The 24,696-nt window shown below is 35.5% G+C and carries 17 protein-coding genes; 12 read left to right on the forward strand and 5 right to left on the reverse strand.

The annotated features are described in order from the left end of the window. Positions 1–119: 119 nt before the first annotated feature. The gene (gene meaB / locus BM383_RS17715) at positions 120–1,133 is read left to right on the forward strand and encodes a methylmalonyl Co-A mutase-associated GTPase MeaB (RefSeq protein ID WP_093026493.1); all 1,014 of its coding nucleotides are present in this window, start codon (positions 120–122) and stop codon (positions 1,131–1,133) included. A 47-nt stretch (positions 1,134–1,180) separates the two neighbouring features. On the opposite strand, the gene BM383_RS17720 is transcribed toward meaB, so the two are convergent. Both BM383_RS17720 and BM383_RS17725 read right to left on the reverse strand, forming a co-directional pair. After that, positions 1,181–2,401 (reverse strand): MFS transporter, encoded by a 1,221-nt coding sequence (locus BM383_RS17720; protein ID WP_093026494.1) that lies wholly within the window; start codon positions 2,399–2,401, stop codon positions 1,181–1,183. Between the two features lie 55 nt (positions 2,402–2,456). Next, positions 2,457–3,296 (reverse strand): AraC family transcriptional regulator, encoded by an 840-nt coding sequence (locus tag BM383_RS17725; protein WP_093026495.1) that lies wholly within the window; start codon positions 3,294–3,296, stop codon positions 2,457–2,459. 101 nt (positions 3,297–3,397) lie between these two features. Here BM383_RS17725 and BM383_RS17730 point away from each other — a divergent pair, with 101 nt between their 5' ends. After that, on the forward strand, positions 3,398–4,183 hold the full coding sequence (locus BM383_RS17730; RefSeq protein ID WP_093026496.1) for a siderophore-interacting protein: 786 nt from the start codon (positions 3,398–3,400) through the stop codon (positions 4,181–4,183). Positions 4,184–4,185: 2 nt separating this feature from the next. Here BM383_RS17730 and BM383_RS17735 read toward each other — a convergent pair whose 3' ends face one another. Further along, positions 4,186–4,563, reverse strand: a complete 378-nt coding sequence (locus BM383_RS17735) for a Fur family transcriptional regulator (RefSeq protein ID WP_093026497.1) — start codon at positions 4,561–4,563, stop codon at positions 4,186–4,188. A 137-nt stretch (positions 4,564–4,700) separates the two neighbouring features. Here BM383_RS17735 and BM383_RS17740 point away from each other — a divergent pair, with 137 nt between their 5' ends. The 4 genes from BM383_RS17740 to BM383_RS17755 are packed head-to-tail and all read left to right on the forward strand — an operon-like array spanning position 4,701 to position 8,244. Then, positions 4,701–5,906, forward strand: a complete 1,206-nt coding sequence (locus tag BM383_RS17740; protein ID WP_093026498.1) for a GTP-binding protein — start codon at positions 4,701–4,703, stop codon at positions 5,904–5,906. A gap of 25 nt (positions 5,907–5,931) precedes the next feature. Continuing rightward, on the forward strand, positions 5,932–6,561 hold the full coding sequence (locus BM383_RS17745; protein WP_093026499.1) for an ABC transporter ATP-binding protein: 630 nt from the start codon (positions 5,932–5,934) through the stop codon (positions 6,559–6,561). Then, entirely contained in the window at positions 6,558–7,811 is a 1,254-nt protein-coding gene (locus BM383_RS17750) for an ABC transporter permease (protein ID WP_245766617.1), read from the forward strand. Before BM383_RS17745 ends, BM383_RS17750 begins: the two co-directional genes overlap by 4 nt. Next, positions 7,798–8,244 (forward strand): hypothetical protein, encoded by a 447-nt coding sequence (locus BM383_RS17755; protein ID WP_093026500.1) that lies wholly within the window; start codon positions 7,798–7,800, stop codon positions 8,242–8,244. The genes BM383_RS17750 and BM383_RS17755 overlap by 14 nt, the downstream gene beginning before the upstream one ends. Positions 8,245–8,259: 15 nt before the next feature. Here the strand turns inward: BM383_RS17755 and BM383_RS17760 are convergent, their stop codons facing one another. Then, positions 8,260–9,162 carry an NAD(P)/FAD-dependent oxidoreductase gene (locus BM383_RS17760; protein WP_093026501.1) on the reverse strand — a complete coding sequence of 301 codons (903 nt, stop codon included), beginning with the start codon at positions 9,160–9,162 and terminating at the stop codon, positions 8,260–8,262. A gap of 280 nt (positions 9,163–9,442) precedes the next feature. Here BM383_RS17760 and BM383_RS17765 point away from each other — a divergent pair, with 280 nt between their 5' ends. From BM383_RS17765 to BM383_RS17775, 3 genes are read left to right on the forward strand one after another with little or no spacing between them, the layout of a single operon-like run. Beyond that, complete coding sequence (locus tag BM383_RS17765) at positions 9,443–10,630, forward strand: efflux RND transporter periplasmic adaptor subunit (protein ID WP_093026502.1); 1,188 nt, start codon at positions 9,443–9,445, stop codon at positions 10,628–10,630. Positions 10,631–10,636: 6 nt separating this feature from the next. Beyond that, positions 10,637–13,771, forward strand: coding sequence for an efflux RND transporter permease subunit (locus BM383_RS17770; RefSeq protein ID WP_093026503.1), 3,135 nt, complete (start codon positions 10,637–10,639; stop codon positions 13,769–13,771). 16 nt (positions 13,772–13,787) lie between these two features. Beyond that, positions 13,788–15,209 carry an efflux transporter outer membrane subunit gene (locus BM383_RS17775; RefSeq protein ID WP_093026511.1) on the forward strand — a complete coding sequence of 474 codons (1,422 nt, stop codon included), beginning with the start codon at positions 13,788–13,790 and terminating at the stop codon, positions 15,207–15,209. A 78-nt stretch (positions 15,210–15,287) separates the two neighbouring features. Here BM383_RS17775 and BM383_RS17780 read toward each other — a convergent pair whose 3' ends face one another. Then, positions 15,288–17,933: a T9SS type A sorting domain-containing protein gene (locus BM383_RS17780; RefSeq protein ID WP_093026504.1), complete on the reverse strand. Its 2,646-nt coding sequence runs from the start codon at positions 17,931–17,933 to the stop codon at positions 15,288–15,290. Between the two features lie 228 nt (positions 17,934–18,161). Here BM383_RS17780 and BM383_RS17785 point away from each other — a divergent pair, with 228 nt between their 5' ends. The 3 genes from BM383_RS17785 (at position 18,162) to BM383_RS17795 (ending at position 24,590) form a co-directional block, all read left to right on the forward strand. Next, positions 18,162–19,955, forward strand: a complete 1,794-nt coding sequence (locus BM383_RS17785; RefSeq protein WP_093026505.1) for a tetratricopeptide repeat protein — start codon at positions 18,162–18,164, stop codon at positions 19,953–19,955. A gap of 174 nt (positions 19,956–20,129) precedes the next feature. After that, the gene (locus BM383_RS17790) at positions 20,130–23,666 is read left to right on the forward strand and encodes a choice-of-anchor L domain-containing protein (protein WP_093026506.1); all 3,537 of its coding nucleotides are present in this window, start codon (positions 20,130–20,132) and stop codon (positions 23,664–23,666) included. Positions 23,667–23,684: 18 nt separating this feature from the next. Further along, positions 23,685–24,590, forward strand: coding sequence for a PorP/SprF family type IX secretion system membrane protein (locus tag BM383_RS17795; RefSeq protein ID WP_093026507.1), 906 nt, complete (start codon positions 23,685–23,687; stop codon positions 24,588–24,590). The last annotated feature ends 106 nt before the right edge of the window (positions 24,591–24,696 follow it).

Below are 24,696 nucleotides of genomic sequence, written 5' to 3' on the forward strand. Positions count from 1 at the left end.
TCGGAAGATTTAGAGAACGTTGTGAAATTCTTATTTCTTTAAATAACTACTCAAAGTTGGGGTGAATTTATTTAATAGCGCCTGCTTTATATCATGTTTTATTTCAGAATTTTATTCTTATGAAAGTTAAGTTCAAGAGTCGAAGACTCACAGCAGAGGCCTACACAACAGGAATTTTAAAGAAAGATAGAGTTATTCTAAGTCAAGCGATTACTTTGGTAGAGAGTAAGTTAGCTAGTGATAATAACTTAGCCGAAGAAGTGATTAACAATATTATACCACATACAGGAAACTCTTTACGCATTGGTATTACCGGAGTTCCTGGAGTTGGGAAAAGCACGTTTATAGAATCTTTTGGAAAGTATCTTACCAGTAAAGGAAAAAAGTTGGCTGTGCTTACCATAGATCCATCTAGTCAACGTTCCAAAGGAAGTATTTTAGGAGACAAAACCAGAATGGAAGAATTGTCCAATGACCCCAATGCATACGTTAGGCCATCTGCCAGCGGCACCACTTTGGGAGGAATTCATTCCAAAACCAGAGAAACCATTTTATTGTGCGAAGCCGCAGGTTTTGATGTTATTTTGATAGAAACCGTGGGTGTAGGCCAAAGTGAAACCTCGGTAAAAGGGTTGGTAGACTTCTTTTTACTACTCATGTTGTCCAATGCCGGTGACGAATTGCAAGGAATCAAACGGGGAATTATGGAGATGGCTGATGCGATTGCCATAAACAAAGTTGATGGCGATAACTTACAAAAAGGACAATTAGCAAAACGCCAATATCAAAATGCATTACACATGTTTCCACCAAACCCAAATGGGTGGGTTCCAAAAGTGTCTACATGTTCAGCAATTCAAAATGATGGGGTAGAAGCTATCTGGAAAATGATTGCTGATTTTGAAACAGCCATGAAACAAAATGGATTTTTTGAAGGAAACCGAAAGCAACAGAATTTAGATTGGATGCAGGAAACCATCAAATATCATTTAGAAACCGATTTTTACAATCATCCTGAAGTGAAAAAAGCAATGGAACCAATGAAAGAATTGGTGATAAATGAAAAATCGCCTGCCATTACGGTAGCGAAAAGATTATTGGCATTGTATCATGAAAATAGCAATGAATCATAACATTTTATAAAGTCATTTCTTTGTGAGAAAATCATAGAGAAATGACTTTATATATCTTTTCTTTTTTTCAATAAATAATAGAACAGAAAAGTTAAACCAATACCAATGATTCCCATAATGAATAGCATGTTTGGAGCACCAATGTATTCAGAAATACTTCCTACTAATAAACTTCCAATAGGTCCCATTCCATAAAACGCCATCAATAAAATACTGATGACTCTACCACGCATTTCAGAAGCCGTTTCCGTTTGGATTATGAGCATAGAAACAGCGAATTGCGCAACTTGCCCCAAACCTAAAAATATGGCAAAAAGCATAGCAATATAGAAGGAGGTAATTTGTGAAAAGAAAACCAAACTTACGGCAAGTATAAAACTACTGATTAATAGAAATTTTCGTAACGATGTTTTTTTGTCTAGTGAAGCTAAAAGCATTGTACCGCTTACGGCTCCAAAACCTATAAAACCAGAAATATACCCATAGGTTGCGGCATTTCCTTTAAAGACTTCTTTTGCAAAAACAGGTATCAAAGAAATGTAGGGTAATAAACATAATCCCATGGATGCCACCGTTAAAATTACCAACAATATTTTGGGAGATTTTTTCAGATATGAAATTCCATCTTTCAGCTCTTCAATGGCTTTTCTCTTTATTTGAGGAGGTTGCCATTCTGGTACTTTCATCAGTAAAACCGAAATATAAACCGCTCCAAAGCTCAGTGAATTTATAAAAAAACAGATGGCTGCATTGGTCCAATGAATTAACAATCCTGAAAGAACTGGTCCCAATAATTTCGCGGTATTGGCCATTGCTGAGTTGAGGGAAATAGCACTTTGCAAATCTGAAGCATCTTCCACAATATCATGTATCAAAGCTTGACGAGCCGGTACATCAAAAGCATTGATAATTCCTAAAAGAGCACTCAAAATCAAAATTACCCAAACGGCCTCATAACCCCAAAAGATGTACAAAGCCAACAAACCTGCTTGTAAGGTTCCCAGTATCTGAGTGATCTTTACTATGGTATATTTGTTATATCTATCTGCATAAACTCCGCCAAGAACAGAAAATACAAAAGAAGGAAATTGTTCTGCAAAGATGGTAAGCCCCAAGTAAAATTCTGAATTTGTAATTGCATAAACTACCCAAACCACTGCGGTTCTTTGCATGGCTGTTCCAAATTGTGAAAAAGCACGACCACTAAAGTAAAGCGTATAATTGGTACTTCTAAAAGCTCTAAGCGCAGGTATATTACTTAATTTCATTGACTAAATTAGTAATTGTAAAAATACATAATCTTATAGCTGCAATAGGTTTTGATTACATTAAGTTCTTCTTAAAATTGGAAGGAGAAACACCAAAATGTTTTTTGAAACTTTTATAAAAATGACTTTCATCGGTAAAACCAAATTCAAATGCTATTTCAGAGAAAGACTGTTTTTTTTGTTCAATTCTTTTTGAAATAGCCGCCATTCTACTTTGCAAAATGTATTGTTTGACAGAAATATTCATTTCCTTCTTGAAAAATATCCCCAAACTATTGGTACTCAAATTGAAGGTTTTTGCAATATATGATAAGGAAAGTAACTCGGGTGTTCGTAGATTTTTATGAATATGTTTGATGATGGGTTGAATACTTAATTCTGGAATTCCCTTGGTTGGTTGTCCCGGTTGTAATGGAATATTACGTTCCATAATAGTTAAAAAGCAGAGCAATTGATAGTACATTAAGTTGGCATTAAGAAAGAAATCTGATTGTAATACCAGTAATGTTTTGTGCAATTGCATCAGCAATTTTACATCTTTTTCAGAACATGAAATTTTAGGATTTAATACTGATTTTGCTCTAATAGGAGCCACTGCTTTTCCTTTGGATTTTGAAACCAGATCTTTCAATATAAATTTGGTGTCTTCAGAAAATCGGCAACACATAAATGTAGCATTGTTGAAAGTTTTTAACTCAACGGAATCACCTTTGTTAATGAAAAAAGAATCAGAAGCAGCAAAGGAAAGCTCTTCATCATTTTTTATCAAAATTCCATTTCCTTCTAAACATACAAGCAATTCATAAAAATCTCGTTTGATGCTTTTTACAGATGTAGAATCTAAATTTAATTCTAACGCAGCTACAGGCTGTTGAAGTGATGATGAAAATTCCAAATTATAAATAATTACGAATGTAAAATTACCAATTTAATGTGTGAATATACCAAAATTAGGCAAACAAACTTTGGAAATTTGTAATTCAAAAAATAACGAAAATGGAAAAGCCACAAATGATGAAAGCTGTACTTACAGTGAAAGAAAAAATATATCTCACTCCGCATTACATACGTGTAATTTTGGAAGGCGAAGATCTTTCTATTTATGAAGCAGCCAATGTAGGAGACAATAATAAAATAGTTATTCCCAAAGATAAATTACAAAAAATTCAACTTCCTGATGGTCCGCCAAAAGGAGCTTCTGATTTCTATATCCGAACGTATACCATGCGTTATTTGGATGTAAACAAGAACGAAATGGCTATTGATTTTGTGATGCACGGCGAAACAGGGCCGGCTTCTTCCTGGGCAATTCATGCAGAAAAAGGAGACGAATTGGGTGTGCTTATGAAAGCAAAAAGAAAACCTATTGTACAACCAGCAGATTGGTATTTATTAATAGGCGATCATACAGCGTTACCTGTTATTTCCACCATTTTAGAAAACTTACCGGCAACAACAAAAGGAAAAGTTTTATTGGAGGTTCATAGTTCAGAAGATGTAATTCTACTTCAAAAACCTGCTGGGGTTGAAATTAAGTGGATTTTCAATTCGAACCCTGGTGAAACAGCTCCGCTTTTAGAGGCTTTTCAAACTGAAGAAATTCCAGATATGGAAAGCAAATTTGTCTACGCAGCTGCAGAATACCACACCATTAAAGAAATTCAGGAATCATTGCGTTCAAACCCTAAACTAGAACGAAAAGATTGGTATGCCTTTTCTTATTGGAAATACGGTATTGCCGAAGATGCTTCTGCTATGGAACGCAGAGCAATTTCCAAGTAACATTATTTTGCACATTTTGGGCAAATTCCAGAAAGTGTAAAATTGATCTCCGCAACTTCATAATTCACTGGAACCTCAAACTTGGGTTCTACAGTTTCTAAACAAGTAACATCACCACATTTTGTGCAATTAAAGTGCGCATGGTTGTGGTGGTGTATATGATTTGTATCACAATCTTGACAAACGGCATATTTTAAAACTCCATCTACATTGGTGAATTTGTGAACAAATCCTTCTTTTTCAAGTCTTTCTAAAACTCTATAAACAGTTACTCTATTGCATAGTCCATGAAGTTGAGTTTCTATTTCAGAAGGAGACAGCGCTACATCTGAGTGATTTAGTAGCTTTTGAATTTCAGTTTTTGCTATCGTGTTTCTCATTTTAACATATTTTTATAAATGCAATACTGTTGCGTTTATTGAATTATTTTACATTTGCAACAGTGTTGCAGTAAAGGTAAAAAGATTTTTAAAACAAGAGAATAACCTTTTATTAAAATAATAAAGAATATAAGCAAATGAATAAACTTCCCGTAACCGTTTTAAGTGGTTTCTTAGGAGCTGGAAAAACAACTTTATTAAATCATATACTTCATAACAAACAAGGGTTGAAGGTGGCTGTTATTGTGAATGATATGAGCGAAGTAAATATTGATGCACAGCTGGTAGAAAATGAGCAAACCCTTTCAAGAACCGAAGAGAAATTGGTAGAAATGAGTAATGGTTGTATATGTTGCACACTTCGTGAAGATCTTATGATAGAGGTTGAAAAATTAGCACTACAAGATAGATTTGATTATTTGTTGATAGAGAGTACTGGGATTAGTGAACCTGTGCCAGTGGCTCAAACTTTTACTTTTGAAAGTGAAGATGGCAGTATTGATCTTAGTAAATTTAGTTACATAGATACCATGGTAACCGTTGTAGACGCCTTTAATTTTCTTAAGGATTTTTCCAGTTCAGATTATTTGGCAACCCGTGATTTAACTGATATACCCAATGATGACAGAACTATTGTAAACCTACTTACAGATCAGGTTGAATTTGCCAATGTAATTATTTTAAATAAAGTAGATCTGGTATCTGAAGATCAGTTAAAAGAATTGTATGCTATTTTACAATCATTAAATCCTGAAGCAGAAATTATTCCTGCTAAGAATTCTGTAGTGCCATTTAACCGCATTGTAAATACCGGATTATTTGATTTTGAAAAAGCACAAAATTCAGCCGGATGGATCAAGGAATTGGAAGGAGAACATACCCCAGAAACAGAAGAATATGGTATAAGTTCTTTTGTTTTTTATGATAAGAGACCTTTTCATCCAGAGCGTTTTATGAATTTCATTAATCAAGAATTTCCTCGTAACGTAATACGTAGTAAAGGACTCTTTTGGTTGGCATCCAGAAAAGATCAGGCTTTACTTTGGAGTTCTGCAGGTGGATCCTGTAAAGCAGATACTGCGGGAGTTTGGTGGGCATCTATGCCTTTTGATAGTCGTATAAATTATGCAGTTTTTCTTCAAAATCAAAAGCAGATAGAAGCAGATTGGGATGCTGTTTTTGGAGATCGTAAAAACGAATTAGTTTTTATTGGTCAACATTTGAATAAAGAAAAAATGATAGCACAATTGAAAGATTGTTTACTCACAGACCTTGAAATTAAAGAATTTCAGCATAACCAATTAGAAGTTTTAGATCAATGGCCCATCCCGGTTTATAACTAATTGAACGTTAAATTTAGCTACACCAATGATACAAACGCAAGCACTTACCTTTCAATATTCAAAGAAAGCACCAGTGTTTACATTTCCTAATATTTCCCTTAGTTCTAGTGAACACCTGTTAATTATTGGGCAATCCGGTATAGGAAAAACAACCTTTCTGCATCTCCTTGCCGGATTGCTTTCTCCTAAAAGTGGTTCTATAAAAGTAGGAACTACTAATTTGGAAAAATTATCACAAAAAGATTTAGATAGATTTAGAGGTGATAAAATAGGTTTTGTTTTTCAAAGAAATCATGCTTTAAAAACATTGACAGTTTTAGAAAATTTACAATTAAGGTTGCGGTTGGCCAATCCCATGGCTCCAGAAAAACAAATAACTGCGTTGTTACAAACGCTTCAACTTACCCATGTTCAGCATCAAAAGCCACATAGCTTAAGTTTAGGACAATTACAGCGCTTGGGAATTGCTATGGCATTGGTTCATCATCCAAAGTTAATTTTGGCAGACGAACCCACTTCTAGTCTTGATGATGAAAACTGTAAAATGGTGATGGAGTTATTACTAAAGCAAGCGGAAGAAAAACAATCTAATCTTATTGTAATAACTCACGATCATCGTATTATGCCTTATTTTTCAAATGTATTGAAGCTATGATGAATCTTACCAAACTGAGTTTTCGCAATACATTGTATAAACCAGTAGAAGCATGTTTAACGGTTTTGGTATTGAGTGTGAGCATTGGATTATTGCTTGCGGTTCAGGAATTGGATTGGTCTTTCAAAAATCAATTTGAAGGCAGTTTAAATGGAATAGATATGGTAGTTGGAGCAAAGGGAAGTCCATTGCAATTGGTAATGGCTTCTGTTTTACATATTGATAATCCTACCGGAAATATTCCATTAAAAGAAGCAGATCAAATAGCTCAAAATCCTATGGTAGCGTCTGCGGTGCCTATTTCGTACGGAGATAATTATCGTGGATATCGAATTGTAGGTAGCAACGCTCATTTTTTTGATATTTACAATGCCACATTTAAAAAAGGAAGAATGATGGAGCATCCTTTTGAAGTGGTTTTGGGATCAAGTGTAGCTAAAAATTCACAACTAAAAGTAGGAGATACGTTTAAGAGTTCTCATGGATTGGCATCAGAAGGAGGTCATCAACACGAACAATTAATGAAGGTTGTGGGTATTTTATCTGAAACACATACGGTATTAGACAAATTAATGGTAACACCACTAGAGAGCATTTGGGATATACACCATCATCATCAGGAAGAGGAGGAAAATCATGAAGAGGCAGTACATCACCATAAAGAACATAAAGCAGCACATCATCATGAGGAAGATGAAGCAAAAGAAATTACGTCTTTATTAGTGAAATTTAAGAGCCCTATGGCGCTGTTACGTATGCCTAGAAACATCAATAGTAATACCAATTTGCAAGCCGCACTTCCAAAGGTTGAACTTGAAAAATTGAAAAGTTATACAGGTATAGGAGTTCAGACTATTACTTGGATAGCTTATATTTTACTGGCAATTTCCTGCCTTACATTTTTTGTAAATCTCTATAAAATGGTAAAGGAAAAATCCTTTGAATTAGCTTTATTGCGAACCTACGGCGCGAGTACTTTTCAATTGCTTCGAATGATTTTTTTAGAAGGAAGTTTGGTTTTATTTTTTTCCATGCTGATAGGGTCCGGATTTTCACAACTAGGCATAAAATATATCGAAATAGTACTTAATGAAAACTATGTGGAAGGTATTTCTAGCTCAATTCCGTATCAACAATTTAGCATCACGCTATTCCTTTTTCTAGTCATGTTTTTGGCTGCTGTCATTGTAGCATTGATTCCATTAATTCGAATGAATATTTCTAAAATCATAAGTCATGAAGCATTGTAAGATTATTTTCATCATATATTTCTTAGTTTGTGGTTTTGCATCTAGTTATGCACAACAAAAAGTGACCTGGACAGATCTGTCTAAGGTCACTTTTACTGAAGAATATTTTCAATCGTATGGAGATTATTTTTTAAAACCACACTTTAAAGAATCTGTAAAAAAGCTAGCGGGTAAAACAATCACTGTAGAAGGTCATTTTTTGAATATTTTTCCGGAGGAGAACGTGTATATACTTTCAAAAACTCCCATGTCTGCTTGTTTTTTCTGTGGCGTTGGAGGTCCGGAAACTACCGTAGAACTCCAATTTAATCAAACACCAAGTTTTAAAACAGATGCAATAGTATCTGTAACAGGGACTTTAGAACTGAATTCTGATGGTGTTGAACATTTTATTTTCATTCTTAAGAATTGTAAAGCGGAAAAAGTTAATTGACCAAGGCGTTATTGCTTAAAAACTTTCCTGAACCAATTCCATGTTAACCATGGCTCCGGCTAAGTTTCCTTGTGCAATGGCACTCGCTACGGATCGCATTGGAAAAACATTATCTCCGCATGCGTACACTCCGGGAATCACAGTTTTCATCGTAGCATCTGTTTCCAAATATCCTTGCTCGTTGAGCTTACATCCAAGTTTTTCAGGAATACTGCAATGTTGTGTAAAAGGTCTTGGAGCATACAATGCATTTAAAGCTATAGATTCACCATTTTCAAGGATAATCTGATGTAGATAACCATCTGTATGAACAATTTCTTTTAAAGCGCTATGTTTAACTTCGATTTCGTTTTTAGCAAGTTTTTGGAGTTGTTCTTCTGTAAAACTATTTTCTGAAGCAAAGATTGTAAGCTTATCTGTAAGATTTCGTATCAAACCTGCCATGTGCATAGCTTTATCGCCACTGGCAAACAATCCGGTTGGCTGTTTTTTGTATTCATATCCATGGCAATACGGACAATGAATTACTGAAATTCCCCAGCACTCGGAAAATCCTGTAATCTCTGGCATTATATCTTTAATACCCGTTGCAAAGATGAGTTTTTTAGCACTAAAAGTTTCATTGGTGTCTGTGTTAATTATGAAATAATCTTCCATTTTGGTTCCAGACATTGCCTTTGCTTTCGTGAAAGTTACTGAAGAGTATTGTAAAACTTGTTCTTTTGCTTGTTGCGCAATTTCCGATGGCTTTTTGCCGTCGTGCGTAACAAAGTTATGAGAATGTGGTGTCTGTTCATTGCATGGTTTACCGCTATCTATAATCAAGGTTTTTCGTAAAGATCTTCCTAAAGCCATAGCTGACGAGAGTCCTGCATAACTTCCTCCTATAATAATCACTTCGTAATCTACTGTTTTCATATCATATCAATTTGTAGATTCAAATGTAATCAATTAAACTTAAACGCAACAATGTTGCGATTGTTTAAATAGAATAATGTTCTTCATTTCTAAGTAATTTCTTTTTATGAACGTTTTATCCTCGATAGAATACTACTTTTCAGGGGTATAATACGGTTGTTTATATAGTTCATTTCTTCATGGGAATTCTCCAAACTAACTTTGATTCTTATAGAATCAATAGTTCACCAATAACCAGATCATATTCATTTATAGCATCTATTAATTAGCAGATATTTCCATGATGAGAATTAAAAATTTTAGTGCGGCTTTTGCACTACTTTTAGGATTGGTAGGTTGTAATTCGAGTACCGAAAAAAACAATCAAACCGCCACAGTAACTTCCTATAAAACCATATCCATGTCACCGGATAGTGTTTTATTATATTCAGATTTTCCGGCAACTTTAGAAGGTGTTGAAAATATAGAAATTAGACCCAAGATCGAAGGCTTTATCGAAAAAGTACTTGTAGATGAAGGTGAATATGTGACCAAAGGTGAGTTACTTTTTATTTTAGACGCACCAACGTATGAACAAGATGTAAGAAATGCACAAGCGGCTATAGAAAGCAACAAAGCAGCTGTGAGCACGGCCAAAGTCGATGTAGAAAAAGCAAAACCTTTGGTAGCAAGAGAAATCATTAGCAAGTTTGAATTAACCTCTGCTGAGAATACCTTAAAATCTGCCGAAGCAGCATTAGAACAAGCCGAAGCTGATTTGGTAAACGCCAAAATTAATAACAATTATACACGTGTAACTTCACCAGTTTCTGGTGTCATTGGTACGCTTCCTTATAAATTAGGAAGTTTGGTGAGTAGTTCTACAACCGATCCACTGACCAAAGTTTCTAATATTGATAGTATTTACGCCTACTTTTCTATTAATGAAAAGACATTGCTGAATTTCTTCAGAAATACCAAAGGAACCTATACAACCGATAAAATCAAAAGTCTTCCAGAAGTACAACTTTTACTTTCAGACGGATCTACGTTTGATGAAACTGGAAAAGTACAAACCATAAGCGGTCAAGTGGATGAAGAAACGGGTTCTTTCAATGTGCGAGCCATTTTTGATAATCCTTACGGAATGTTGCGTACGGGAAACAGCGCTACTGTACGCATTCCAAATACCATGAAAAATATCTTTCTAATTCCGCAAGCAGCAACGTACGAGATTCAAGGAAATGTCTATGTCTATGTAGTGGATGAAAATTCCAAAGCGAAAGCTGTAAAAATTACCGTAACCGCCACACCAAACGGAAAAGCCTATGTGGTGACAGATGGACTTAAGAAAGGTGATAAGGTAATTGTAGAAGGAATCAATTCTTTGTCAGACGGAAAAGAAGTTAAAGCAGAAATGGTAAAAGCTTCCGAAGTTAAAGCTCTTCAAGAAGTTTCAAACAGTTCTGAAATCACTACAGAAAACTAGCCTATTATGTTTAAGAAATTTATAAAAAGACCAGTGTTGTCGTCCGTAATTTCTGTGATCATTTTGATCTTGGGAATTATAGGAATGCTAACACTGCCAATGTCACAATATCCAGATATTGCACCGCCAACAGTTTCGGTTTCAGCTTCATATCAAGGAGCCAATGCAGAAGCAGTTTTGAATAGTGTATTAATTCCGCTAGAAGAAGAAATTAATGGAGTAGAGGGCATGACGTACATGACTTCTACTGCAACCAATGACGGTTCGGCAAGTATCACTGTGTATTTTGAATTAGGAACAGATCCTGATATTGCCGCAGTAAACGTTCAGAATAGAGTTTCTAGAGCTTCTAGCTTGTTGCCACAAGAGGTTACGCAAGCCGGAGTAACTACTGAAAAAAAACAAAGTAGTAATGTATTGATTATCGGTTTGTATAGTACCAATCCAGATCATGATGCGAAATTTGTTCAGAATTATGCCAACATCAATTTAATTCCGGTAATCAAAAGGGTGAATGGAGTTGGAGACGCAAGTGCTTTTGGTACCAAAGATTACAGTATGCGACTTTGGTTAAAAGCCGATGCCATGGCAAATTATGGTTTAATTCCAAGTGATATTGCCGATGCGATAGACGATCAAAACTTTGAAGCAGCTCCTGGGCAATTGGGTTTACAAGGAAATCAATCCTATCAGTATACATTAAAATATACCGGAAAATTAAAAGATGTTTCCGAGTTTGAAAACATTATTATTAGAACCACCGAAGACGGACATATTCTACGTGTAAAAGATGTTGCTCGTGTAGAATTAGGAGCTCAAACCTATAATACAATTACCTCGCTGAATGGATATCCAGGTATGGGTATTGCCATTGCCCAAACAGCAGGTTCAAATGCGCAAGAAGTTGTAGAGAACTCTACAAAAGTGCTGGAAGAACTAGCCCAGAATTTCCCAAAAGGAATGACGTATGTTGAAATGTCTAATGCCAATGATTTTCTGGAAGCTTCCATAGATAAAGTAATTCATACCTTAGTAGAAGCCTTTATTTTGGTATTCATTGTAGTTTTCATTTTTCTACAAGATTGGCGTTCAACGTTGGTTCCGGCAGTTTCCGTTCCTGTGGCTATTGTAGGTACATTTTTCTTTTTGAACGTATTTGGATTTACTATTAACTTACTCACGCTTTTTGCATTGGTATTGGCCATTGGTATTGTAGTAGATGATGCCATTGTGGTGGTGGAAGCAATTCACGCTAAATTAGACGATGGCTATACTTCCGCTAGGAAAGCGAGTTTAGATGCGATGGATGAAATTTCTGGCGCTATTATTTCCATTACATTGGTGATGGCAGCTGTGTTTATTCCGGTGAGTTTTATTAGTGGATCTTCGGGAGTTTTTTATCAACAGTTTGGATTAACGCTAGCCGTTGCTATTGTACTTTCTGCCATTAATGCGTTAACATTGAGCCCGGCTTTGTGTGCGTTATTGTTAAAACCACACGGCGAACACGCGAAAAAGAACTTTGTACAGCGATTCTACACCGGCTTCAACGTAGCGTTTAACAAAACCACATATAAGTATCAAAAAGGAGTTTATTTCTTTATCAAACGTAAAGGATTAGCTATGCTGATTTTAGCTGGATTTATTGCTGGTTTTGTGGTATTGATGAACGTAACACCAACAGCTTTTGTTCCCGAGGAAGATCAAGGAACTATTATGTGTGATGTAAGTTTACCGGCAGCATCTTCTTTGGAAAGAACCGATGAGGTGATGGAAGAAATCAAAGGAATTGTTATGGAAATTCCCGAGGTGAAAGCGGTTATGAAATCAGTTGGTCGTGGAATGATTAGCGGAACCGGTTCTAACTACGGAATGCTAATTATGGAGCTTAATAGTTGGAATGAGCGTACAGGAGATGGTCAAGATGTAGCGTCTATTATCAATAAATTATTTGCTAAAACAGCCGGAATTAAAGATGCGAAAGTGATTTTCTTTTCGCCACCAACCATTCGTGGTTTTGGTACTAGTAACGGATTTTCATTTCAGTTACAAGATCAAAAAGGTGGAACCGTAAATCAGTTGTATGAAGTGAGTCAGGAGTTTTTAGCTAAACTTTCCGAGCGTCCCGAAATTCAATATGCATCTACAAATTTTGATCCTACCTTTCCACAATACCAAATTAGTGTAGACGTAGCCAAAGCAAAGCGCGCAGGCTTTGGAGTTTCAGATATTCTTACAACTATGCAAGGTTATTTTGGTGGCGTATATGCTTCCAACTTTAATAAGTTCGGAAAGCAATTTCGTGTAATTTATCAGGCAGAACCTAAGTTTAGAGCTAATGAGCAAAGTCTGAATGCCATCAAAATTAAAAATGATAACGATGTGATGGCTCCTCTAAGTGAATTCATCACGCTGAAAAAAGTTTATGGTCCACAAACCATTAATCGTTTCAATCTGTTTACTTCGGTGAGTATCACGGGTGCGCCAAATGATGGTTATTCTTCTGGTGATGCTATTAACGCTATTAAAGAAGTAGCTTCAGAAACTTTACCTACTGGGTATGGTTATGAATTTTCCGGAATGACGCGTGAAGAACTTTCTGCAGGTAGCCAAACAGTGATCATTTTTATGTTGTGTCTTATTTTTGTGTACTTCTTATTAAGTGGTCAGTACGAAAGTTACATTCTTCCTTTTGCAGTACTGCTTTCGTTACCTATTGGTTTAGCCGGCGTATTACTTTTTGCAAATCTCTTTGGAATTAGCAACAACATTTACATTCAAATTACCTTGATCATGCTGATTGGATTGTTAGCCAAAAATGCCATTCTGATTGTGGAATTTGCATTACAAAGAAGGCGACATGGAGAAACGATTGTTCAATCTGCTTTGGACGGCGCTGTAGCACGTTTCAGACCTATTCTAATGACGTCGTTCGCTTTTATTTTTGGATTATTTCCATTAATGATTGCAAGTGGAGCAGGAGCTCAGGGAAATAATTCTATTGGTACGGGAGCTATTGGCGGAATGCTGATAGGTACTGTAATCGGAATTGTAGTTATCCCGGTATTGTATGTTATTTTCCAGAGTTTGCATGAGAAAATTGTTGGCGAACGTAATGATGATTGGGGTGATGAAGCATAACGAAAAGAAATTCAGAATGAAAAAAATAAGAATCAGCTATAGTCTTGCCGTAATAGGATGTATGCTTTTATTGCATTCGTGCGGAATTACAAAAAAATATGAAACACCCGATGCAGAAGTGGGTACACAATACCGAGATACTTTGGTAACAGATTCTACCACGTTGGCAGATATTCCTTGGAAGGAAATGATTTCCGATACCATTCTTCAGCAATTAATAGAAGAAGGTTTAGCGCATAATTTAGATTTGAAAGTAGCCGTAGAAAACATCAATCAAGCCGAAGCTACTTTACAACAAGCAAGATTGTCTTTATTGCCAAGTTTGAGTGCAGAACCATCGGTTACGTTTACCAGAACATCACAAGCCGCTTTAAATTTTGGAGGTGCTAACGTAAACCTAAAAACAAAAACCTTTAAAGCCCAATTGGCAAGTAGCTGGGAAATTGATGTTTGGGGGAAATTGCGTAGTAGCAAACGGTCTGCATTGGCTGCTTTTTTAGAAACCGAGGCCGCTGCAAGAGCAGTAAAAACGCAATTGATAAGTGATATTGCAGTGTCATACTACACTTTGTTGGCATATGATGAAGATTTAAGAATCAATAAAGAGACGCTCGCAAACAGAAAGGACGATCAGGAAACCATGAAGCTTTTAAAAGAATCTGCTGTGGTAGATGGTGCTGCTGTGGTACAAAGTGAAGCGAGTAGATATGAGATTGAAGCCTCTATTCCGGATATTGAGTTGAGCATTCGTGAACAAGAAAACGCATTGAGTATTTTGTTAGGAAGATCACCAGGAACTATCGAGCGTTCTACCTTGGAAGAACAAATTCCTTATACCGATTTGAAGGTTGGTTTTCAGTCTGATTTATTGAGAAATAGACCGGATATTCAAGAAGCAGAATTCGCTTTCCGAAGTGCTTTTGAAGATGTAAAAATGGCAAAAGCTTATTTTTATCCAAGTTTAACCATTACAGCAAATGGAGGATTATCGTCTTTAACGATAGAAGACTTTTTCAATAAATCTATCTTTTATACCATCGTAGGTGGATTAACGCAACCCATTTTTGCCAATGGAGAAAACAAAGCCCGTTTGAAAACCAATGAATCGTTACAACGACATGCTTTTTACAATTATCGAACAGCTTGGTTAACGGCGGCAGAAGAGGTTTCAAATAATTTGTATATGTATCAAAAAGCAGTACAGAAACATGAGGCAAGAGAAAAACAATTAACCGCATTAGAAAAGTCGGTTGATTTTACAGAGAGTTTACTAGAATATACTTCTTCTACCAATTATACCGATGTATTGACTACCAAACAAAGTTTGTTGTCTGCACAAGTAAATTCAATCAGTGATAAATTGCAGGAACTTCAAGCCGTAATTCAGCTGTATCGTGCTTTAGGTGGCGGCTGGAATGATGTACTAGCGGAAGAATAAAAAATAGAAAGTATCAAAAATTAAAAATCCCATTTGCAATCAACTACAAATGGGATTTTTTTAAACTGAAGGTTAATCTTATTGTTTTATAATTTTAACGGTTTCAGTTGTTCCATCAACAGTAACCTGAAGCAGGTAACTTCCGGCTGTTAAATCAGACATGTTCAACGTATAGTTAGCCATATTTGGTGTAACGGCTAATACATTTTGACCGAGTAGATTGTAAACATTGATCTGCTGAATGGTTTTGGTGGTGTTTATAGTAAGTAATTGTTGATTTACCGGATTTGGATAGTAGGTAAAGTTTGTTTCGTTTTTAAAACTTTCCGAAGCTAAACTCGCATCTTCACTATCAATACTAATGGTGAAATTGCCTTCTAGATAATCGGTGTAACCGCTGTTGTACCCTACATTTATAAAATATTGAGTACCGGCAGTTACAGTGACATTAACAGAAATATCTTCTCCGTCGTAATAGGTACTAGAAAAGTTTTCACATACAAACTCGCCACAAGTCCCACTAAACACTCCTACTTCGGGTTGCCACGCATCTACGTTTGTGATGTTAATAGAAACTTCTCCAGAAGTATACGGTGTAAACGTATACCAAACCCCATCATTAACACCATAACTGCTGGTACATATATTTATAAATCCATCATTATTACTAGCGCCGGATGCATCCATCGTTTCTGTGAATGGAAAATCGTTTACTACTACTGCATCTTCGCAGCTATCATTAGCCGGAGCATCTGGCAGTAATCTTGCACATAAATTAAAGTTTTGAGGATTTCCTTCATAACTTAGAACACTCACGTAGTACATAGTTTCTGATGTTAATGTTGCAGAAATCATGTTGCTACAGTTGCTTGCTAGTTCAGTAAGGTTTTCACAATCGCCAGTCCACACAACTACACCGGTAGATGCGTTATCCGTTGAGAAATAATAATTACCGTCCGTTTCTGGAGTAAAAGAATACCATACATCGGTATAATAAATTCCACAGCTTGCATTTGCTGTATGTGTAGATTCTTCTGTAGTACCAGCTATCGGTGCATCACAAGTTGGATAGTTGCTAGCCGTAATAGTAATTGCGTTTTCACAAGTATTATTTGAGATACTTGTGGTAAATTCATAAGTAACCCATTCACTAATTGAAGTTTCCTCACATAGGCTTCTTACATGGAAATAGTAGGTAGTAAATGCATCTAACCCTTCAAAGTCTATTGTGTTATCTGAAACTGTTTCTGGTGTTTCTGATGGTGTATCTTCTGAAGTATTTAGTACATATTCGAAGCTCGAAGCGTCGCTTGTCCAACTTAAACTCGCCTCAGAACTTGTTATGGAATTTGCAGTGATGTTAATTGGATAGATACATGTTGGCATGGTTTCATAATTGATATCGTCCAAATAGATACTGTTATAATCTGTATTGGTAGTTCTTTTTATAGCCAAATATTCATCTGTTCCTTCATAGGTAGTAAGGTCAAAGGTATATAGTTGGTATGTAGCTGTTAATGCTTGTGTGTATAGTATATTAAAAGTACTAGCGTCGTTTGGATCAGATAATGTACCTATTTGTAGTACTTCCATTTCGCTACTTGATTGCGCATTGAAAGTCAACCAATGTGTGCCGGAAGTTAAACTTGAAACAATAGGTGAAACTAGCATCATGTTGGCGGTAACATCAGAAGTAGCATTGTACATTAGGATGGAGTTATTACCAGAATAGGCTCCATAATTTACCGTTTGTACATAACTATATAAAGAAGCTCCATCAGTAATGGTATTCCAACAATTTGGAATGTCATATGGAGTTGCATTTTCAAGATCTTGGTAAAAACTATCTACAGCGTCACATTGCGTTACAAAAGGAAAAGGACCACTCCAGGTACTTAAATCATCTGTAGAACAATCAGCTCTTACATAATATTCATAATCAGTTCCTGAAGAAAGATTTTCTAGTTCAAAAATAGTACCAGTTGCTGTTGTTGTAGAACCTTCTTCTAGTGAAAATCCTGGATAACCGTAAGCAACTGTATAATTGCCAGCATCTTCATTTTCTTGCCATGTAAGTGTAGCCGAGTTTACGGTTATCTCACTAACTCCTAGGTTTGTAGGCGCAGGACAGGTAGGTGATATTCCTTCAATAATAATATTTGGAATATAAGTTATTGTACTTCCTTGTGGAGGTGTGTTTGGATCTGGATTTTCAGAATCGTTGTAATAGAAAATACTTTGATTATTATTTACGCTTGATGAATAGAAGTTGTTATTGGTATCATACCCAGGCATATTTTCTTCTACCGCAATTACTAGATTATCAGTACCGTTGTATTCAAAAGCAGTATCAAGGGTAATGGTAACCCATCCGCTACCGTTTACAGTAATACCACCACTATATACTTGTGTAAGATTTTCTGAACTTATCCAATCATTACCGTCACTATAATTGTTTTTGTCGGTATTTGCCATGTAAATCACCAACTCTTGTGAATTGGTAAGCGCATCGGATCCGTTATAATACCATTGCAATGCTGTTATGTCACCAGCTGGTGTATTGATCTGCGAAGCCAAATAAATAGACTGTGTGTAACTATAACCGTAATAAGGTTCAAATGGAATAGGTTGTGAAACATTTGATTCATTTCCTATGCTTACCTGAGCAAAAGCTCCAATACAGCCTAGAAATAGACCAAACATTAAAAGGGTAATTTTTTTCATAAATAGTAAATTGATTCGTAAAGGGCTCTAATGTAATCTGAAACGGTCCTTTTTTGGTAATTTTAGTACTAGACAAATACTGAACATCATGAACATTCTTAAAATAAAAATGAATTATATGTTTGATTATTAGTGTTTTTTGTTTTTTCAGTAACTGAACATGCTATCAAAAAAGGTGATTTTGAAAAATTAAAATTCTGAGTAAGTTTGTAATTCTTATTTTAGGTTATGCACAAAGGAAAATACCTCAGTATATTTAGTTTTTTACTTTTTTTGCTCTCTTGTTCAGATGCTTTGAAAGAGGTTCCTGTTACTTTTGATAAAGATGAAATTGAGACATTTGATTCCTTAGTTTCATTAGATATTCATAGTGCTCAGATAAAAGCTAAAGAAGCTTTGGCTACAAGTACCGGAGTAGATTCGCTTCGCCTAAAAGCGTTATATTTTAATGCACGAATAAGCATACAACTGGGCGATTTTGAAAACTTTATGAAATATGGCGATGCAACGTTGCAATTGTCTGATTCTTTGCAATCTCCTTTTTTTAAGAATAAAATCCATGAACTTTTAGGTAGGTATTATACACAACATAATGAGTATCCAAAGGCTTTGGAATATTATCTTTTAGCCGAGAATTATTTTGAAACACTAAAGGATAACCACAATTTATCATCAATCTACAATGGTCTGGGAATTTTATATTTTGATTTGAAAGAGTATGAGAAATCAAAACAATATTTTAATAAAGCATATCATTTGTACGTGCAAATTGGAGATAAAAGAGGCGAAGGAATTTTCTATGCCAACATGGGAAATGTGTATAATATCAATGCAATGTATGATGAAGCTTTAACATATCAGCAAAAATCGTATTACGTATTTAAATCAATACACGATACCACTAATATGATCAGTTCTATGATCAATTTAAGCAACATCAAAGCGCAGACTGGAAAGATTGATGAAGCAATTGAGCAATTGGATACTGCTTTTGAACTTTCAGAAGCTAATAAAAGTACTTTAAGGTTAAAAGAACGAATTTTACTCAATTATGCTTTACTCTATTTAAGTCTGAAAAAGTATGATAAGGCAAAGAAAATTCTTAGAGAGCACGATATAGTAACTGATAGTTTAGAATATATAAGTGGCAAATTAGATGCTATAGATGTAAGGATAGATATTGCAAATGCAGAAAAAGATTTTGAAGATGTAGCAGCTTATACAATAGCATTTTACCAATTGAAGGATAGTGTATATGGTGCCCAAACCAAACAAAAAATTGAAGAGTTAAAGTGGCAAAATGAGTTTGATAAGTCTCGCTTAGAAAGTGAATTGCTTCAAAGTAAATATCAAATTGAAAAGGAAAGAGGAACTTATTTATCTTATACCATAGTGTTGGTTATTTTACTTTCTCTTGTTATTATAAGTTTGGTATGGGTGCTGTATAAGAATATTAGAAACAATTTAAAAATAAGTAAAATTTCAAACGAGAAGCTTCAAGAACAGGTAAAAACAGAACAACTTACCATTGAAAATGAACGTGCTGAAAATGAAATTTTAAAACTTAAAGCAGTTCAACAAACTACAGAACTCGATGCTAAGAATAGAGAAATAACGTCTATTAATCTTCAATTATTGGCGAAAAATAAAATCATGACCGATATTAGTAAGGTTGTAGACAGAAAAAATAAATCGGTTAGCGCTATTGAAAAAGACTTGAAATCTATAGTTTTTCAAAATCAGAATCAGGAAAAAGAATGGGAGCAATTTAAAGAAGTTTTTGAAAAAATTCACCCTGGTTTTTTTGATACCATCAAATTAAAGTATCCACAATTATCTGCTACAGATCTTAGAATTTGTGCTTACATTAAAATAAGAATGTCTTTAAACGAAACGGCTAATCTTTTAAATATTACGCTTCAAAGTCTGCATACATCTCGCTATAGAATTCGAAAAAAACTCAATTTACCTTCCGAAATTTCGCTAGATGATTTTATACATGAAATAGAAGTAGTTCAGTAATGATTAGGTGTTAAAATTTAGGTTGTTATAGGTTAATTGTTTGATTTTTATTTATTTATGATTTGCATGGTAAATACTTGTACAGTATTTGTCTAGTAGTAGTTTAGAAGTTTTTTTAAAGTTGAAATGTACTTTTGAAGTTTCATAATTCATTTCAATTTCAAAAACTAAAAGATGGGACAAACAAAAGCAAAGTTGGTAAAACTTCTTGTTTTGATGATTGTTTTTGTAAAGGTTAGTTTTGCGCAGACAACCACTTGCGCACCACTTACAACTCCGTTTACAGAAACATTTAATAGCAATTCAACAACCGAAGATTGTTGGACAGTTATAAACCAAGATGGAGACAACCTCACATGGGATCTTAATTATAATTTCGCTTATTTTGTATATGAAGGCGATCAAGCAGCTTCAATTACAAAATATTGGAATTCTACCACAAATGATGATTATTTAATTTCTCCAACAATTCAATTAACGGGAACTCAACGTTTGAAATTTCACTATCGTGTTGTTTCGGCATCCAGTCCAACAGATTTGGAAGTATTAGTTTCAACTACTGGAACAGATATTGCCAATTTTACAGATGTGATTATGCCTCAAGAAACCATTTCTAATGGTACTTATGAAGAGCGTATTTTGTATTTAGATGATTATACAGGAGATGTAAATATTGCATTTCATACTCCACAGATAGATGCCAATAACTGGACACTGTATTTAGATGAAGTAATTGTTGAAGACATTCCAGAATGCGCCACACCTACTGATTTAACAGTTTTAGAAACTACCAATACAAGTGCAACATTAGCTTGGGAGCAAGGTTATCAGGAAACTCAATGGGAAGTTTTTGTGCAACCTGTAAATAGTGGCATTCCTACCGGAAATGGAACTTTAGCAAATGATAATACGTTTGTTGCAGAAAATTTAGAAGCCTCTACTTTTTATGAGTATTATGTAAGAGCATATTGTTCAGATACTGCTCAAAGTGAATGGGTAGGGGCTTACACTTTTAATACAGCGGTTTGTGCTGCAGAAAATCAATGTAATTATACAGTTACTTTAGAAGCAAGTTATGTTGGTGGAAACTTTTCTCAACTTACCATTCAACAAGGGACAATTACTGTAGGAACATTGGTTTCTACATCGTCAACTGATGTAATTAGTGTTCCGTTGTGTTCTAATGAAGATTTTCAATTGAGTTGGAATACTACTTATTGGGATGACTATACTACTTCGGTAACCATTACAGATGCTTATGACGAAATTGTATTTCAATGGAATAATGGAGACTCCATTTCAACGCCATTTTATCAAGGTACCGCTAGTTGTGAGCAAGAAGCTTGCCCATTACCAACGGAAGTATCTTTGGTTTCTCAAGATCAAAATAGCATTACTATAGATTGGGAAGAGCAAGGTAGCGCAACTTCATGGGAAGTGTATGTAGTGCCTTTTGGTTCTGAGGCTCCTGATGCTGATAGCGGACTTATAGGTGAAACCGCAACCGAGCATCCATATCAAATTAATGATTTAATTTCTGGGCAAGAGTATGACATATATGTGCGTTCACTTTGTGGTGATGAAGATGGTAACAGTTCTTGGACACAGGTTGAGCAATTTGGAACTTTAATTGAAAATGATGATTGTGCCAATGCTATTACTTTAACGGTAAGCGATTCTCCTTTCTGTTCAGATTCTTATGCAGCAACTTTAAACATGGCTACAGCTTCTAATCAAGGAGATCTTTGTGGCGATGTAACTTTTGCTAACGATGATGTGTGGTTTGAATTTACAGCGACATCCACTTCACACATTTTGTATATCAAAAACATTTTAGAAAACGGAACTCCCGAAGGTCAAAACACTTCTCATAACTTAAACAAAGTGATTTATACAGGTACTTGTGATAACTTAACTCAAGTGGCTTGTGTAGAGGATGATAATTCAGATGAGTTTAATTATTACGGCGGATTTTACACTGCACCAAACACCAATGACGATGATATTTTGTTAGATGATTTAACCATTGGAGAAACCTATACCATTAGAGTTTATTCAAATTATGAAGAACAGAAAAACTATACGTTTGATATTTGTGTGGCTACCCCTGAAAATGCAATGAGTATAGATCAAGATACATACACTTCCGAAGGTTTGGTTGGTAGTGTTTTAATGAATGACGACTGTATTTCTATCAGTAATTTTAGTACAACTACAGGAATCGATTTTGGAGCAGAACACAATGGTATTGCTTATTTTGAAGCAGCAGACAGTTCTTTCCCTTTTGCAAATGGTATTCTGTTAACCACTGGAAATGCAACGCAGGCAACCGGACCAAAATTAAGTATGCAGACAGCTTCTTTTTACGATCAAACAGGTACTGATTTATGGTTAGGAGATGCCGATTTACAATCGTATTTATCAGAAATATATCCAGATGATGCAGCCATAACTTTGTACGATGCTACAATTTTAGAGTTCGATTTTATTGCCTATGGAGATCATATGAATTTCAATTTCTTGTTTGCTTCGGAAGACTATGGTGTACCGCAATGTCAGTACGGTGATGGTTTTGCATTCTTGTTAACAGATGACCAGGGAGTTACTACCAATTTAGCAGTTATTCCTGGAACAGATACTCCGGTTTCTGTTCGTACTATCAAGGATAATGCTTATAACGCGGGCTGTCCTTCAGAAAATGAAGCTTATTTTGATAATCTTTTTGACGGAATGCTAGGAGCTTCTCGCTATGCAAGTGCTAATAATTTCTATGGAATGACGGTGCCCATGGTTGCAGAAGCAGATTTAGTTTTTGGTCATCAATACCATTTAAAATTAGTAATCGCAGATGAAGGAGACGGAAACTGGGATTCAGGAGTTTTTATTGAAGGCGGAAGTTTTCAAATGACTAATAATCTAAGTATTGGAGAAGATATTTTATTGGGTGACGAAGAAGCAGTTTGTGAAGGTCAGCCTGTTTATATAGATCTTGGAAACTTAGCAGAAGGTACTCAAATCACTTGGTACAAAGACGGTGAAGTTATAGAAGGTGCAACAGATACGATTTTAGAAACAACTTCAACGGGTGATTATAGTGTAGAAATTGTATTCCCTAATACGGATTGTATCAACTCTGATACAAAAAGAATTGAATTTTATCCACAGCCGTATATTAGTTTCCCGCAAACTGAAATGTATGTGTGTGTAAATGAAGGAATCGATTTGACGGTGACACTCGAAAACGAAAGTGATTTCGACAATAACATAGTATATACTTGGTATAATGAAGAAGGAACAGAAGTTCAATCAAGCTATTCAGATACCTATCATATTGCTCCAAATTCAGGAGAAAACGGACTCTTTACTGTAGTGGTTACTGATGAATTGTACGGATGTGAAGCGAGTGCTACGGTAGATGTTTTGTATTCTACCAATGCCAACTGTATTGTGCCACAAGGGATTTCTCCTAATGATGATGCTTACAATAACTGCTTGAATTTAGACTTCTTTAGCAATCAAGGAAATACCATTAATATTCAAATTTTTAATAGATATGGTAAAGAAGTCTATCAACGTAATAATTATGTAAATGAATGGTGTGGTACTGATCAAGATGGAAATCAACTACCTGTGGGAACCTATTTTTACGTGATTACCTTCCCTAATGGAAGTCAAAAAACGATGTCAGGATACATTTATATTAACTATTAACCACTTTAATAGCTTACAATGAAAAAATTATATATCGTATTATTTCTACTTGTTACGGCTCATAGTTTCGCCCAACAAGACCCACAATACACGCAGTACATGTACAACATGAGCGTAGTAAACCCTGCATATGCAGGAACACGCGAGAACATCTCCGGAGGATTGTTGTTTCGTCAACAATGGAGAGGTTTAGACGGAGCACCAGAGACCTTCACCTTTTTTGCGAACACCGCAGTTGGCGAAAAAGTAGGTTTAGGATTATCTGCAATTTCAGATAAGATAGGGCCTGTAAAAGAACAAAACTTGTATGCAGACTTTGCATACAAGTTAAACCTTGGTAAAGGCCATACCCTATCTTTAGGTTTAAAAGCCGGGGCTACTTTCCATGATATCGGCTTGGTGAATTTAGATTTGATAGATCCAAACGATCCATTCTTTGCACAAAACATCAATTCGGTTACTCCCAATGTAGGAGCCGGAGCTTTTTACTATACCGATAACTACTATGTAGCCTTTTCGGTACCTAACGTACTAAGCGCTACCCATATTGATGAGAACGGAACTAAGATAGGTTCAGAGACAGCCCACTATTTTGCAACCGCAGGATATGTATTTCAGGTGTCAGACGCTGTAAAATTCAAACCATCTGTACTTGTAAAATCAGCGTTTGAAGCGCCAACGTCTTTTGATGTGAATGCAAACTTCTTGTTCTACGATCGTTTTGAGATCGGTGGATCGTATCGTTTAGACGATTCGTTTAGTGGTTTGGTAAACTTTGCAGTGAGCCCATCGATTCGTGTAGGATATGCCTACGATGCCGTAACGTCAGATTTAAATGTAGTAACCAATTCTTCTCACGAGATCATGTTGCTATTTGATTTGAACTTACCACAGAAAGTATCCAAATCTCCACGATTCTTTTAATCCTATAAGCTGTTAGACATGAAAAAAATACATATACTCTTTTTATTATTAGTGGCTCAGGTTGCCTTTTCGCAATCAGATAAGACCAAGAAAGCGGACAAGCTTT

This window comes from Pustulibacterium marinum (genome assembly GCF_900116665.1).
In the GTDB taxonomy this organism is placed as follows: domain Bacteria; phylum Bacteroidota; class Bacteroidia; order Flavobacteriales; family Flavobacteriaceae; genus Pustulibacterium; species Pustulibacterium marinum.

Excerpts from the sequence above, each read along its gene's own strand:
- BM383_RS17795 (WP_093026507.1), top strand. The coding sequence starts at position 23,685 with ATGAAAAAATTATATATCGTATTATTTCTACTTGTTACGGCTCATAGT.
- BM383_RS17730 (WP_093026496.1), top strand. The coding sequence starts at position 3,398 with ATGGAAAAGCCACAAATGATGAAAGCTGTACTTACAGTGAAAGAAAAA.
- meaB (WP_093026493.1), top strand. The coding sequence starts at position 120 with ATGAAAGTTAAGTTCAAGAGTCGAAGACTCACAGCAGAGGCCTACACA.
- BM383_RS17775 (WP_093026511.1), top strand. The coding sequence starts at position 13,788 with ATGAAAAAAATAAGAATCAGCTATAGTCTTGCCGTAATAGGATGTATG.
- BM383_RS17760 (WP_093026501.1), bottom strand. The coding sequence starts at position 9,162 with ATGAAAACAGTAGATTACGAAGTGATTATTATAGGAGGAAGTTATGCA.
- BM383_RS17720 (WP_093026494.1), bottom strand. The coding sequence starts at position 2,401 with ATGAAATTAAGTAATATACCTGCGCTTAGAGCTTTTAGAAGTACCAAT.
- BM383_RS17770 (WP_093026503.1), top strand. The coding sequence starts at position 10,637 with ATGTTTAAGAAATTTATAAAAAGACCAGTGTTGTCGTCCGTAATTTCT.
- BM383_RS17740 (WP_093026498.1), top strand. The coding sequence starts at position 4,701 with ATGAATAAACTTCCCGTAACCGTTTTAAGTGGTTTCTTAGGAGCTGGA.
- BM383_RS17750 (WP_245766617.1), top strand. The coding sequence starts at position 6,558 with ATGATGAATCTTACCAAACTGAGTTTTCGCAATACATTGTATAAACCA.
- BM383_RS17735 (WP_093026497.1), bottom strand. The coding sequence starts at position 4,563 with ATGAGAAACACGATAGCAAAAACTGAAATTCAAAAGCTACTAAATCAC.
- BM383_RS17785 (WP_093026505.1), top strand. The coding sequence starts at position 18,162 with ATGCACAAAGGAAAATACCTCAGTATATTTAGTTTTTTACTTTTTTTG.
- BM383_RS17780 (WP_093026504.1), bottom strand. The coding sequence starts at position 17,933 with ATGAAAAAAATTACCCTTTTAATGTTTGGTCTATTTCTAGGCTGTATT.
- BM383_RS17755 (WP_093026500.1), top strand. The coding sequence starts at position 7,798 with ATGAAGCATTGTAAGATTATTTTCATCATATATTTCTTAGTTTGTGGT.
- BM383_RS17765 (WP_093026502.1), top strand. The coding sequence starts at position 9,443 with ATGATGAGAATTAAAAATTTTAGTGCGGCTTTTGCACTACTTTTAGGA.
- BM383_RS17790 (WP_093026506.1), top strand. The coding sequence starts at position 20,130 with ATGGGACAAACAAAAGCAAAGTTGGTAAAACTTCTTGTTTTGATGATT.
- BM383_RS17745 (WP_093026499.1), top strand. The coding sequence starts at position 5,932 with ATGATACAAACGCAAGCACTTACCTTTCAATATTCAAAGAAAGCACCA.